Origin of the sequence: Stenotrophomonas sp. B1-1, from assembly GCF_010894375.1 — a bacterium.
In the GTDB taxonomy this organism is placed as follows: Bacteria; Pseudomonadota; Gammaproteobacteria; order Xanthomonadales; family Xanthomonadaceae; genus Stenotrophomonas.
The window spans coordinates 126,965-140,035 of the sequence record NZ_JAAIUZ010000013.1 but is presented as its reverse complement, the minus strand read 5'-3'; the positions used below and the strand labels follow the sequence as shown (position 1 = coordinate 140,035).

Sequence of the window (13,071 nt, the reverse complement as noted above, 5' to 3'; positions counted from 1 at the left end):
ATTGCGCGACGGCGCCCGGAAGACCCGTGCAGGGATCATGCAGCTCGTCCAGTCCCGCAAGGCTCGAATTGCTTCGATTCCCGGCGGCCGCGAGGGCGGGCTTCGAACAACTATCGAACGAGTTCGAGGTCGCGCCAAAGTCGTCGCGGCCATTCTTTCCGCCATGGAAATCGCCCGCCACCGCCATAACGTCGCCACTGCGATCCCGATGCTGGCTACTCACGCCATTCGCATCGAACGCGGGCGTGCCGTGGTGCTTGCCTCGTCGCCTTGCCCGCAGTCCATCGCGCTGCGTGCCGGGGGCGAAGTATGGCATGTGACCGTGCAGGCAGAGCAACGTGCGCTGGTCTGTGCCGGTGCCGTGCCATTGCACCTGGACGGTGCTGTTGCGGCGGCGTCGGTTCCGGTGTCCACGCTCAGTCGCTGGATGGCGTTCCACGATGCGGTGGCAGGATCGGATCCGGTGGCCGCCTCGCCACGCCATCCCCTGGTGATGGCCAGCGGCAAGTCCCTCGAACAGGTTCCAGTCCTTTCTGCGTTCCTGTTCGATCTGCTTCGCCGCGATCCCGAGATGCACGAGCGTCTCCGCCTGCGTGTCGCCGCTGGCGAACACTATCAGATCGCGCGCTTCGTTCTGGGTGAGGCAGCTTCTAGCCGGGTCGGTGACCTCGCTGCTGCCTACGGCTTGTCTGCGACGCACTTCCGGGTGCGCTGCGGCGAGGTCTTCGGTCGCTCGGCCAAGGACCAGCTCCGTGAGCTGCGTGCCTCGCGTGCGCTGCTTCGCTATCAAGGCAGCGGCACTGTGCTGTCCGAGCTTGCGCTGGAAGCCGGTTACGCGTCGCAGTCCCACTTTAGTGACGAAATCAAAGCACTCGTTGGGCTGTCGCCCCGCCATATCTACAAGGCCGTACATCAATGAACAAGTTCAAGAACCCGGTACGCGGCGCTCTGCTTGCGCTCGTGCTGACAACACCTGCCGCCTCGCTGCAGGCGCAGGACGTGCCCCTGCAGGGCACGACCATCCAAAATCCGCAGGATCTGCCGCACGCCGAGGGCTTTGTTTCGCGCAACGAAAGCGTCGAGCAGCTGGCTGCTTCGCTGGCCAATGGCATGCGACAGTCCGCTATCGTCAGTGCGAAGGCCAAGCGCCGTCGTGTGTCCGGATCCTTTGACCTGGCCAATCCGCGCCGGGTGCTGGATCAGGTGTCCGACCAGATCGGGCTGGTGTGGTACAGCGATGGGCGCTTCCTCTATATCTACGAGGCGGCAGAAGCCACCAGTGCCGTGGGTCACCTGCGCTACGCCAATGTGACGTCATTGTTCGATTTCCTGGAAAAGACCCGGCTGGCGGACAAGCGCTATGCCGTTCGTGGCGGTACCGAGGGCACGTTCTACGTGTCTGGTCCGCCGGTCTACGTGGATATCGTGATGAAGGCTGCGCGATACCTGGATGCACTGTACGAAGGCAGTGATCAGCAGGCGACGCATGTCGAAGTGATCAAGCTGCAGAACAGCTTCGTCAATGGCAGGCGTTACGTGCAGCGTGACCGTGAGATTGAACTGCCAGGTGTGGCGGATGCTCTGCGCGCGGTGTTCGGTACCATAGGCGCTCAAGGCATTCATGTGGTCAGCAGCCTCGGAGCGGCGGCGGGCGGCCCGGACGATGGTGCTACTGACGGTGCGCTGGCCGCAGCTGCGCCAGATGTCGCGGCATCGCCGAAGGCAGGCATTCCGTCGGCCGATGGATTGCCGGGTCCGGGGCCAGCGCTGGTCGTAGCTTACGTGGAAACCAACAGCTTGCTGATCCGTGGCACGCGCGAGCAGATCCGCCAGATCAAGGCGCTGGTCAATGAGATCGACCAGCCGCGCGCCCAGGTGGAGCTGGCGGTGTGGATCATTGATATCAAGAAGACCCAGCTCGAACAGCTAGGTGTGCGCTGGTCCGGCCAGGTGGGCATTGCCGGCCGGCTGGGTGTCAGCTTCAACGAGGGGAGCGTGTCCACGCTGGATGGCCAGCGCTTCCTGGCGTCGATCAATGCGCTTGCAGAAAATGGCGATGCTTGGATAACGTCGCGTCCGGCGCTGCTGACCCAGGAAAACACCGAAGCGCGCTTTGACAGCAGCCAGAGCTTCTACGCATCGCTGGTAGGTGAGCGGTCGTCGGCGCTGGAGCAGGTGACCTACGGTACTGCGATCAATGTACTTCCCCGTATCTCGCGCGATGAGCAGGTTGAAATGCAGCTGCAGATTGAAGACGGCAGCGCTTCCGGCTCTGACAACTATGTGGATGGACTGCCCACCGTTTCGCGCACCCGCATCGATACCGTTGCTCGCGTCCCGCACGGCCTGAGCCTCCTGGTGGGCGGCTATTCGCGCTCGTCCAGCGAATTCTATCGCCACGGCGTTCCTGGCCTGAAGCGGATTCCCTATGTCGGCGGCCTGTTCCGCGGCCGGGAGAAGCGCGACGACAGCATTGCACGACTGTACCTAGTGCAGCCGCGCGTGCTCGGTGACCGCGATGCCGCCACTGGCGACCGCCTGCGGCAGCAGATGGGCATGGATCTGGACGCCCGTATTGAGCAGGCCGCCGAAGCGCTGCGCAGTGGCGGGATGCAGCCGTGATCGGCCCGGTTGGGTCCATGCCGATCATGCCGCTGGCCGTCAGGCCTGTGCGGCAAGCGTCGGTGAACTCTGCCGAGACCGAGCGCGACTCTCCACCTGCCGCAGCTCCGGCGCGTGGCCACAAGAGCGCACTGGCGCACGCCCATGAGCTGGCCGACGATGCCACTGCGCTGGCGGCCTCGTTTGGTCAGCGCAGGGCAGGGCGCAATGATGGCAGCCAGCGTGGCGCCGCCGAAGAGTGGGCAGGGCGCCTGCTGGAGGACGGCGCTCATGGGCGCGTCACCGAGCTGAAGAACATGCTACTGGCACACACGCTGGACGCGGCGGGCCTGCAGCAGGCGCTGCTGCGCCTGTTCAGCGATATCAGTGATGCCTATGCCGCGCTACGTAGCCTGTTGGCCGATGACGAGCTGGAGGCGCACCGTGAACTGCTAGACGACGTCCTGCGGCAGCTTGCACAGCAGGGCGGCCCCTCCGCCAAAGCAGGCGCCAATGCAGCCAACACCGCGCGCACAGCGGCGGCCCGCCATCGCGGCCGGCGCACGCTCACGCCGGCCGCGCTGCGCGCCTCCTACCGCTCGCTGCTGGGGTCGAACGATGCATTGCAGCTCTATGTCGCCTGGCTGGAGGTCTTCGGCGATGACGAGCGCCAAGCTGTTGTTGACTTCCTGACCGAGGCCCTGGTCGCCGACATGTGCTGCGCCGACCCCAGCTGCAGTGCGCCAATCTTTGGCCGGATGTTGCGCAGTGCGCGCTTGCTGTCCTGCCTGCGGACCTTGGAACGCCGCTTCTGCGGTGATCCGTTGCTGCTGGAGCTGCTCGGCCATGATGCCGTGGCCGCGGCCCTGCGCCCGATGTTGCATTCGTTCTGCGACGAAGACGATGCGCGGGCGTGGTGCGAGGCGCTGCTGGAAAACGCCCAGCAGTACCACGATACGACTGGCGTTCTGCAGCTGTGCCTGGCCGTACGCCGTTTCATCAAATCCATAAACAGCCCTGAAGTCCTGTATCCGGCATGCCGCGCAGCGTTGCTGGACTGCCTGGATGCGCGCACGCGCGCCCTGTTGGAAGGGATTCGGCCAACCACCTATCTGCTGGAAACCTGATTCATGACTGCTGCACGTACACCGCTGCTGCCCCCGGCGCTGGCCGGCCTGGCGCGGCCCGAGCTCGCGCTAGTCGCGCTGATGGCGACCATCATCGCCATGCTGATCATTCCTTTGCCCACATTGCTGGTGGATGCACTGATTGGACTGAACATCGCCATTGCGGTGGTCATCTTCCTCAGCTCGTTCTATGTCGAGCGCATCATCGGCTTCTCGACGTTCCCCTCGGTGCTGCTTTTCACCACTATCCTCAGGCTCGCCCTGTCGGTCAGCACCAGCCGCCTGATCCTGGTCGACGCCGATGCTGGCGAGATTATTTCCGCGTTCGGTAATTTCGTCGTGGCCGACAATCTCGTGGTCGGCTTCGTGATCTTCGCGATCGTCACGATCGTGCAGTTCATCGTCATCACCAAGGGTTCCGAGCGCGTGGGTGAGGTGGTCGCACGCTTCTCGCTCGATGGCATGCCCGGCAAGCAGATGAGCATCGATGCGGACCTGCGAGCGGGCTCGATCACGTCCGAGCAGGCGCAGCAGCGCCGCCGCGATGTCGAGCGCGAGAGCCAGCTGTACGGCTCCTATGACGGCGCAATGAAGTTCGTGAAGGGGGACGCCATCGCCGGCATCATCATCACCTTCGTTAACCTGTTTGGTGGCGTTGCCGTAGGCATGTGGCAGCACGGAATGGGCTTCGGCGAAGCCCTGTCCGTGTTCGCTCTGCTGACCGTCGGTGACGGCCTGGTCGCGCAGATTCCGGCCCTGCTGATCTGTATCAGTGCGGGCTTCGTGGTCACCCGGGTCAGCGGCGAGTCCCGAAACTTGGGTTCCAGCATCCTGGGCGAGCTGCTGGGCAACCGCCTGGTGCTGACCATTGCTGCCGTGCTGGTCGGAATCATGGGCCTGCTCCCGGGCTTCCCGCTGCTAGTGTTCGCAGTGATCGCCGCAGGACTGGGCTACCTCGCCTATCACCAGCCCGCATTCGCCACCGCCTCCGATGCAGCAGCCGCTGCGGATGCCGCTGCGGCCGAGGGCGGCAACGCGGCGGCCCGAAAGGGGGGGCGCGTGGCCACCGAAACTCTGCCGCTGCTGCTGACTCTGCCCGCAGACCTCCTGCAGCAGTGGAAGATCCAAGGCCATGAGGCGCACCTGCTGGACGCGCTCTTCCTACGAACCGGTCTGCAACTTGGCAAGATCGGCGCTGAGCCGGCCGGCCACGACGCTGACATCGCGCGTGTCTACGTGAACGAAGTGCTGGCCGTCGAAGGCGCCTTGCGCGCTGACCATAGTCGGCTGCTAGGTGACTCGGACGAGCTGATTGCACTGGGCGTCGAGCCGCAGGTCATTGAGCATTCCACTGGCATCTCGCTGTGGATCCCGGATGCGCAGGCTGACAGCGCGCGGCGCCTGGGCTGCCATTCACGCACCGCGCGCGATGAGCTTGAGCGGCTGCTGCTGTACGCGGTCACGCGCAACATCACCGAGCTATTCGGCATCCAGGAAACCAAACAGCTTCTGGACGAGGTCGAGAAGGCATCGCCAGAGCTCCTCAAAGAGGTCTATCGCCACGTTCCCGTGCAGCGTATTGCCGAGGTGCTGCAGCGCCTTCTGCGCGAGCAGGTGTCCATCCGCAACATGCGCGGCATTTTGGAGGCATTGGCGCAATGGGGCCAGCGCGAGAAGGATGTGATCACCTTGGTCGAGCACGTGCGCACTGCGCTGGCCCGTTACATCTCCGACAAGGCGTCGGTGAATGGCCGGCTGTTCGCGATGGTGCTCTCGCCGCAGCACGAGGATTGCATTCGCTCGGGCATTCGCCAGGGCCAGGATGGCGCGTTCCTCAACCTGGATCCAGCGCAATCGGTGTCCCTGCTGGACACCCTGTCTGGCGGCATTCAGCCGCTGATTGAAGCCCGTCCTGAAGTTGTGCTTCTCGTGCCCCCTGACATCCGTCGCTACGCAAAGCGCTTCCTGGAAGGCCGTCACCCGCAGCTGCTGGTGATGTCCTACGGCGAGGTATCCGAAACCGTCACCCTTGAGGTTCTCAAGACCCTATGATCAATCTGAGTAAAACCCTGCACGACGCCCTGATCCGCCTTGGCTGCGACCGTGAAACCCTCGACTTCGATGACCGTTCGGACATCGTGCTGAATTTCACCGACATCGGTGAGCTGTTCATCGTTCCGGACGTGGGCGACAAAGTGTGGCTCTGGGGCCTGGTGCGCGAAATGGAAGTGCGTGATCTAGGCGCTCGCGCGGCATCCTTCCTTGAGCAGCTGCTCACGCCAGCGTCCTACATGGCCAGCGGTGCACTCGGCGCGCGCTCCTGCGACCAGGGATTGCAGATCGGCGGTCTGTTTGATCCGCGCTGCCTTGGGGATTCGGAAGTACTGGGAAATGCCTTGGTGGACTTCCACTCTCGCATGCAGCAGCTGCTGGAATCGCTGAGATGAGAGTCGGGCAGAGCTTGTGGACCGTTGCCGCGCGTCCATTGGCCATCCAAGGCAACAGCATACGCGCCCGCCTGGCTGGCGCGGCGCTGGGCGAAGCGTGCGTCGTGCGCTCTGCACTGGATGGTGACACGATCGCTCTGGGCACGGTTAGTTCCGTGAGCGATGGCATCTGCCATTTGGATATCGTCGCCGAGCAGCCGCTTACACCGCGCTGTGTGGTGGTGCGTACTGGCGAGCCGCTGCAGGTGGTGGTGCCCGCAGATGTGCTCGGCTGTGTGCTGGACTGGGCCGGTCGCCCAGTCGCGCGCTTCGCCGAAGCGGCGATGGCCTGCACCGCGGGCAGTCGCCCCGTGCAGGGCGTTCCGGGCGGATTCCTGGATCGCCTGCCGGTCGAGCGGCTGCTTCCCAGCGGCGTGCGTGCACTGGATGCCTTCGTGCCGTGTGGCGAGGGGCAACGCCTGGGGGTCTTCGCACCGGCCGGTACCGGCAAGACCACATTGTGTTCGATGTTGATGGACGGTGCCCAGGCTGATGTGAAGGTCGTCGCCCTGATCGGTGAGCGTACGCGCGAGGTGTCCGACTTCGTGCAGCGTATCGCTGCTGGCCCGGATGCAGGCCGCGTCGTCATCGTGCAGGCCACCTCGGACATGTCCGCGTCGGCCCGGCAGTATGCCGCGCAGGTGGCAATGGCGGTCAGTGAACACTTCAGTGCCACGGGCGCGTCTGTTCTACTGGTGATGGATTCGGTGACCCGCTATGCACGCGCACTGCGGGAGTTGGCCCTGGGTCGCGGCGAAGCAGCGGCCCGGCGCGGCTACCCGGCATCGGTGTTCGAGGCATTGCCCAAGTTGTTCGAGCGCGCAGGTCGTAGCCGCAGGGGCTGTATTTCAGCCTATTTCACCGTGCTGCTTGAAGACGAAGAAGACCCGGACCCAATCGCCGAGGAAGTCAAGTCGCTGCTTGATGGCCACGTCATGCTGTCCCGGCGTCTGGCACAGCGCGGCGTACTGCCAGCCATTGATGCGCTGTCCAGCCTGAGCCGCTGTGCGCCTGAACTGCTCGACGAAGCGCAGATGGCGCGTGCCGCGCTAGCCCGTCGCGCCTTGCAGGCCCTGGACGAATCTAGGCTGCTGCGTGACCTGGGCGAGTACCGGGCTGGCAGCAATCCGGAATGGGACAGGGCCATTGCAGCAGAGCCTGCGCTGATGGAGTTTATCGCTCAGCGGATGGGTACCTCCAGCCCACTGCGGAAGACTTGGGAGGCCCTGCATGCGATCCGGATCGATTGAGCGCGGGCGCGCCACGGCCCTGCAAAGGCTTCGCGATGGCCGCAAGGAACTCGCCCGCCTGGAGGCCATGCGCGAGCGCTCCCTCCAAGCGCAGGCCGACGCTGAGCGCGCCGGCCTGCTTGATGAACACCAGTCCCTGCGCAACGGCTTACCCGAAGTGCATGGCATTGCGTGCGATCTGCAGGGTTTCCATCAGCGGCTGCGCCTGCTGGGCGTGGCGCGCGCCAGCCTGCTGGATCTGGGGATGCGCGCTGCGGCAGCCGAGAGCAAGGCTGCTGACCATGGCCGGCTGGCGGAGGGTGCCAGCCAGCGCAGTGAGCAGCACCGGCGCGCCGCCGAGCGCATGGCGATGGTGAGTGAACGCCTGGCAGCGCGCATGCGCCGCCGGGCAGAGCAATCCATTGAAGACGAACTTGAGGAGATTTCAACATGGTCAACGCTGTAAACAGCGCCCGCAACGTGCCTGAACTGGGTGCCCGCCGCGAGCACGCCGCCGGCCAGAACAAGGAGCAGGTCCAGGACGTACGCCAGGAAGCGGCGCGCCAGATCGAGCGCCACAAGCGCCGGCTCGGCGAGGCAGGCATTGCTCACGCGTCGCCGCAGCGTCCGCAGGATACGTCCCGCCAGGCGCCTGGCTCCGCGCCGCAGCCTGCGCGTGCCGTGGTGACGGAGGTCAGTGCGGTGTCCAACGATGCCGCACCGCGAACGAAGCTGACGGCACCTGCTGCGCGCCCGTCGCAGCCGCAGGATATGACGGCCAGCGAACGCGAACCGCAGGTCAAGGCCGTCGCCGTGGCAGTCGCTGAAGCGGCTAGGGCACACCAGGATGGCCAGGTCACGCCCACCGTGCAGGAGGAACCAGAATCGGATCGCCCGCAGACCCTGCAGTCCGGCCCGGATGCCGCTGAGGCGGAGCCCGAGCCCGCTGCGCAGCGGGCGGGTGAGCAGAAGGGCATGGTGGAGCTGCGTCAGCCGACGATGTCCGCAGGCAAAGCGCCTCCGGAACCGCAGGCCGCCACCTCGAAGCACATGGCGCCGGTGGCCACGCCGGCAGCGATATCTGATGCGCGAGGCACGTCCACCGTGTTCGACGTCCCTCTCCGTGCGCTGGGCTCGCAGCACAGCACGCAGGTCAGCCTGCACCTGGCCAGCGGCCAGGTCGTTCTGACCCCGTCAACGGAGCGAGCCGCTGAGGTACTGCTTACTGCGGCGCAGAGCGCTGACTGGGTCAGCGTCAGTGATTCCACGGATGAGCGCCAGTCGGCCCGTCGCGATCACCAGCCCGATGATGAGGATGGGCAATGAATCACGAGATCACAATGCTGCGCACGCTCGACCCGGAACAGCATCGACAGGGCAGTGTCCTGCAATGGATCGCACGCCACGGCGCTGAGCACGACGAGCAGCCCCTGGCGCAGGTGGCTCATCTGCGCCTGCAGCTGCCCTGCGCCGGTGGCACCGCGCAGGTCCTGGTGGAAGCGAACCGCTGGGCAAGTACCTGCCTTCCGGCGCTGGAAGGCTCTGCCTGGAACCTCCTGCCGCTGCACGCCCTGCAGACCTTGGTTGCAACGTCGACAGCGCTTCCGCTGCTGCCGCCTGATCTTGGCAGGGCGGGCCAGATCACCTGCATCGGCGTGACAACGCCCGACGCAGGGCACGTTCTGCCGGTAGTACAGGGCGCCATGGGCCCGGCGTGGATCGAATCCATTCAAGGCGACGGTGCAGCGATGTGCACAACCGCCAGCCCAGGTAGGACCGTAGAAATTTCAGTGGAGCTGCGGCTCGCCCAGCTACACCTGGCGCCCGCTGCGATTGCAGCGCTGGATTGCAACGACGTATTGCGCCTGGGCCCGCTTCCCGCATGCGGAACCGTCTGGCTGGGCGGAAATCTCATTCATACCTTCAAATTCAAGGAAAGCCACGTGGAAATCGACTCGAATCTGCTCATTGATGGCGCTCGTGAAGAGGCCGCCCCGCAGGACAACGGCGCAACCCTGGGTTCGCTGTCCATCACTCTGGATGTCGTGCTTGCGCATGTGCCGATCACCCTCAACGGTCTGCAGGGCCTGTGCAAGGGCAGCGTGCTGGAGCTGCCGGCATCGGCGCACCTCAACGTTCGTGTCCGCGACGCGGGCCGTTTGCTGGCGGTGGGCGAACTGGTGCAGATCGGCGACCAGCTTGGTGTTCATCTGCGAAGCATGGCCTCAAGCTCGTGAACATGGCAGGCAATGACGTCTCCCTGATCGCCCTGCTTGCAACCGCAGCACTGCTGCCGTTCTTAGTGGCCGTGGGCACGTGCTACATCAAGTTCACCGTGGTCTTCACCCTGGTGCGCAATGCCCTAGGCCTGCAGCAGGTGCCCTCCAACATGGTCATCAACGGAATCTCATTAATCCTGGCGTTCTTCGTGATGCAGCCCATCGTGGTGGAGCTCTACGACGCCTACGCTGCACTGGCGCAGCCGCCGAGCGGGGTGGTCGAGCTGGTGCAATTCCTGGACAGCTCATTGTCCGGTTACAAGGCCTATCTGGTGCGTCACGCAGACCCCGAACTGCTGCGCTTCTTCCACCACGCGCAGACCCCGGGTGAAGTGCCCGTGGAAATCATCGACCCAATAGAGCGCAGCCTGCTGGAACTGCTGCCCGCCTACGCCCTCAGTGAGCTGAAGGACGCCTTCCTGATGGGCTTCTATCTCTACCTTCCGTTCGTGATTGTCGATCTGGTCGTGTCCAGCATCCTGCTGTCGCTGGGTATGATGATGATGAGCCCCGTCACTGTGTCGGCGCCGATCAAGCTGGTGCTGTTTGTCATGCTCGATGGCTGGGCGATGTTGTCGACCGGGCTGGTCCAGCAGTACATCGACGTGATGCCCTGAGGAACCTTCCATGGATGAACTCATTGCTGCGGGCCATCGCTCGCTTTACCTGATACTTCTTCTCTCGGCGGCCCCTGTCCTGGTGGCAACCGTGGTCGGCCTGGCCATTGGCTTGTTCCAGACCGTCACCCAGCTGCAGGAACAGACGTTGCCCTACGGCGCCAAGCTGCTCTGCGTGTGCGTCTGCCTGCTCGTGCTGGCCGGATGGTTCGGCGACACGCTTGTGGCATTCGGGCGCGAGGCCTTCGCCCTGGCATTTGCGGTCTAGGCAGCAGGGGAGAGGATTCGTGCAATCCCTGGACGCTCAACTCATCCTGCTGGCGCAGGATCATCTGCATTCGGTCGCATTGGGCCTGGCGCGCATCCTGGCCTGCTTTGCGTGGCTGCCTTACTTGGGCAGCGGCGCAATGCCTGCCAAGACCCTGCGCACCCTGGTGGCCGGGGTCGTCTTTGTCGGCCTCTTCCCGCAGATCATGACCGGCGAACAAGCAGGCCACAGCGCGGAAGGGCTGGCCCTGCTGGTCGCCCTGGGCAGTGAAGCCATTGTGGGCACCGTGCTCGGCCTGGTCATAGCGGCCCCGTACCACGTATTCCACGCCGTCGGCGCGATGATCGACTCGCAGCGTGGCGGCAGCGTCAGCGCGATGTTGGACCCACTGACGGGCGTGGAGGCAACGGAAACCTCCAACCTGCTGCAGATGGCGGCCGCCTGCGTATTCCTGCTAGGCGGCGGCATGCAGGCCGTGGTGGAAGTCTTGCAGGGCAGCTACGCGCTGGTGCCGTTCGGCTCGGCGTTCACGATCAATCCTGACGCCGCTGGCGACTACGTGCGCCAGCTGCTGGGTAACCTGGTGCGCATTGCCGGCCCGGTGCTGATCCTGCTGTTCCTAGTGGAAGTGCTGCTGGGCATCCTGTCGCGCTTCGCGCAGCAACTTAACGCATTCTCCTTGACCCTGTCGGTGAAATCGATCGTCGCTTTTGCAGCGATGCTGGTCTACATCTTCGGCACCCTGGCTCAGGATGTGCCGCGTATCTGGCATAGCATGGATCCGCAGATGTGGCTTGTACCCGGGGCCACCCCATGAAGTCGGAGAAGGCAACACCACACAAGCTCAAGAAGGAAGCCCAGAAGGGCAAGATCTTCCAAAGCCGGGATCTAATGGCGCTTGTCGTACTGGCTGTCGGTGGCTTGGCACTGTATGGCCTGACCTCCTTGGCAGGTGTCATGGACCTGTATCGTGAAATGGTGCAGGGTGGCTTTCAGATGGGCACCGGTGTGGCGCTCAAGCGGTCGCTGCAGGTGTTCGCGATGGCAGTCATGCCGGTGGCCGTGGCCTGCATCGTCGCCGTGGCGCTGCTCTCGCTGGTGCTCAGCAAAGGCATTCTGAATGCCGAAGCGATCAAACTCGATCTGACCCGCCTCAACCCTATCAGTGGATTCAAGAACCTGTTTTCGATGAAGACGGTCAAAGAGTTCGTCAAGGCGATTCTTTACGTGGTTTCCACCGCCATCTTCCTGGTGTGGATGGTCAAGACCGTGCCCTTCAGTGTCTACCAGGCGCTGGGAGCGGACCCGGGGTCTGCCTATAGATTCTGGCTGTCAGTCGGCTTCCAGACTGGGGCCGGCTTCCTGCTTGCGCTGCTACCAGTCGCCGCGAGCGCCGCGGCGGCTGATTTCTGGCTGTATAGAAAAGACCTGCGCATGGAAAAGCATGAGGTCAAGCAGGAGTTCAAAGAGACCCAGGGCAACCCGGAGGTCAAGAAGCGCCGCCGTGAGATCGGGGAAGAGCTCTCGGCGCAGATGCAGGCCGATGTCGCCGGCGCCAGCATGGTGCTGGCAAACCCCACCCACATTGCCGTGGGCATCTACCTGCACGACTTCGACTTTCCGATGCCTTTCGTCTCACTTCGAGAGCAGGGCACCAAGGCCCGCGCGATCATCGCCTACGCCGAGAAGATCGGTGTACCGGTAGTGCGCGACGTCCGTACCGCCCGCGCCGTGTTCCATTCCTGCAAGCGCTATCAGTTCGTCAGCAGCGAGAACATCGAGTCGGTCATGCGCATCCTGTGCTGGCTGCGTGATGTCGAGCAGGCAGCGGCCGGTGATGCTGAGTAGTCCGGCCACCTCCACCTTCCTTCTCTTCAACTTCCATCAGGCACTTTCTCGATGAACAGCAACGACAGCGATACCACTGGCGTATCCGAATCCTCAATGATCGACGCGCTGCTGCAGAGCTTGCGCAGCGGCGTGACCCTGCGCGAGCTCAAGGGTGTAGACGACACGACCATGGAAGGGGTTTACGCGTACGCACACCAATTCTATGTAAATGGGCAGCTGGATGAGGCCGAAAAATTCTTCCGCTTCCTGTACATGTTCGATTTCCACAATAGTGATTATGTGTTCGGACTGGCATCGGTATATCAGCTGAAGAAGCAGTACCAGAAGGCCATCGATCTCTACGCGGTCGCGTATGCGCTGGTGCGCCATGACGAACGACCGCTGTTCCATGCGGGCCAGTGCCATCTGGCCCTGGGTCGGCGCGGCATGGCGCGCGGCTGCTTCGAGGATGTGCTGAGCCGCTGCCGCGATGCCGACATGGCCGAACGCGCGCGCACGTACCTCCAGTTCATTGCCGAAGGCGCGCCGAAGGATGCCTTTGATTCAACCGAGCGCGAGTGACGCGGGCGGGAGTGACGTTGCGTCGTTTCGTGGAAGAAGGCCGGCGGCCCCT

14 protein-coding genes are annotated in these 13,071 nt (G+C 64.0%); all 14 read left to right on the top strand.

Annotated features, from left to right (window positions below):
* Window positions 1-37 precede the first annotated feature (37 nt).
* Genes G4G00_RS12325 through G4G00_RS12260 form a run of 14 tightly spaced genes read left to right on the top strand, consistent with a single transcriptional unit; the run spans window position 38 to window position 13,019 of the window.
* Entirely contained in the window at window positions 38-919 is an 882-nt protein-coding gene (locus tag G4G00_RS12325; protein ID WP_164273913.1) for a helix-turn-helix domain-containing protein, read from the top strand.
* Entirely contained in the window at window positions 916-2,622 is a 1,707-nt protein-coding gene (gene sctC / locus G4G00_RS12320) for a type III secretion system outer membrane ring subunit SctC (protein ID WP_164273910.1), read from the top strand. Before G4G00_RS12325 ends, sctC begins: the two co-directional genes overlap by 4 nt.
* Window positions 2,623-2,639: 17 nt before the next feature.
* A complete protein-coding gene (locus G4G00_RS12315; protein ID WP_164273907.1) occupies window positions 2,640-3,728 on the top strand; it encodes an HrpJ domain-containing protein in 1,089 nt (362 codons plus the stop codon).
* 3 nt (window positions 3,729-3,731) lie between these two features.
* Window positions 3,732-5,780 carry an EscV/YscV/HrcV family type III secretion system export apparatus protein gene (locus G4G00_RS12310; protein ID WP_164273905.1) on the top strand — a complete coding sequence of 683 codons (2,049 nt, stop codon included), beginning with the start codon at window positions 3,732-3,734 and terminating at the stop codon, window positions 5,778-5,780.
* Window positions 5,777-6,175 (top strand): hypothetical protein, encoded by a 399-nt coding sequence (locus G4G00_RS12305; protein ID WP_164273902.1) that lies wholly within the window; start codon window positions 5,777-5,779, stop codon window positions 6,173-6,175. Before G4G00_RS12310 ends, G4G00_RS12305 begins: the two co-directional genes overlap by 4 nt.
* On the top strand, window positions 6,172-7,464 hold the full coding sequence (locus G4G00_RS12300; RefSeq protein WP_164273900.1) for an EscN/YscN/HrcN family type III secretion system ATPase: 1,293 nt from the start codon (window positions 6,172-6,174) through the stop codon (window positions 7,462-7,464). The genes G4G00_RS12305 and G4G00_RS12300 overlap by 4 nt, the downstream gene beginning before the upstream one ends.
* Entirely contained in the window at window positions 7,445-7,909 is a 465-nt protein-coding gene (locus G4G00_RS12295) for a hypothetical protein (RefSeq protein WP_164273897.1), read from the top strand. The genes G4G00_RS12300 and G4G00_RS12295 overlap by 20 nt, the downstream gene beginning before the upstream one ends.
* Entirely contained in the window at window positions 7,894-8,769 is an 876-nt protein-coding gene (locus G4G00_RS12290; RefSeq protein ID WP_164273895.1) for a hypothetical protein, read from the top strand. Before G4G00_RS12295 ends, G4G00_RS12290 begins: the two co-directional genes overlap by 16 nt.
* On the top strand, window positions 8,766-9,680 hold the full coding sequence (locus tag G4G00_RS12285; protein WP_164273892.1) for a FliM/FliN family flagellar motor switch protein: 915 nt from the start codon (window positions 8,766-8,768) through the stop codon (window positions 9,678-9,680). The genes G4G00_RS12290 and G4G00_RS12285 overlap by 4 nt, the downstream gene beginning before the upstream one ends.
* A gap of 2 nt (window positions 9,681-9,682) precedes the next feature.
* Window positions 9,683-10,339, top strand: coding sequence for an EscR/YscR/HrcR family type III secretion system export apparatus protein (locus G4G00_RS12280; RefSeq protein ID WP_164273889.1), 657 nt, complete (start codon window positions 9,683-9,685; stop codon window positions 10,337-10,339).
* 10 nt (window positions 10,340-10,349) lie between these two features.
* Complete coding sequence (locus G4G00_RS12275; protein WP_164273886.1) at window positions 10,350-10,607, top strand: EscS/YscS/HrcS family type III secretion system export apparatus protein; 258 nt, start codon at window positions 10,350-10,352, stop codon at window positions 10,605-10,607.
* A 19-nt stretch (window positions 10,608-10,626) separates the two neighbouring features.
* Window positions 10,627-11,424 carry a type III secretion system export apparatus subunit SctT gene (gene sctT / locus G4G00_RS12270; RefSeq protein ID WP_164273883.1) on the top strand — a complete coding sequence of 266 codons (798 nt, stop codon included), beginning with the start codon at window positions 10,627-10,629 and terminating at the stop codon, window positions 11,422-11,424.
* Window positions 11,421-12,455: an EscU/YscU/HrcU family type III secretion system export apparatus switch protein gene (locus G4G00_RS12265; RefSeq protein WP_164273879.1), complete on the top strand. Its 1,035-nt coding sequence runs from the start codon at window positions 11,421-11,423 to the stop codon at window positions 12,453-12,455. Before sctT ends, G4G00_RS12265 begins: the two co-directional genes overlap by 4 nt.
* Before the next feature lie 51 nt (window positions 12,456-12,506).
* Window positions 12,507-13,019: a SycD/LcrH family type III secretion system chaperone gene (locus tag G4G00_RS12260; RefSeq protein WP_205515556.1), complete on the top strand. Its 513-nt coding sequence runs from the start codon at window positions 12,507-12,509 to the stop codon at window positions 13,017-13,019.
* Window positions 13,020-13,071 lie beyond the last annotated feature (52 nt).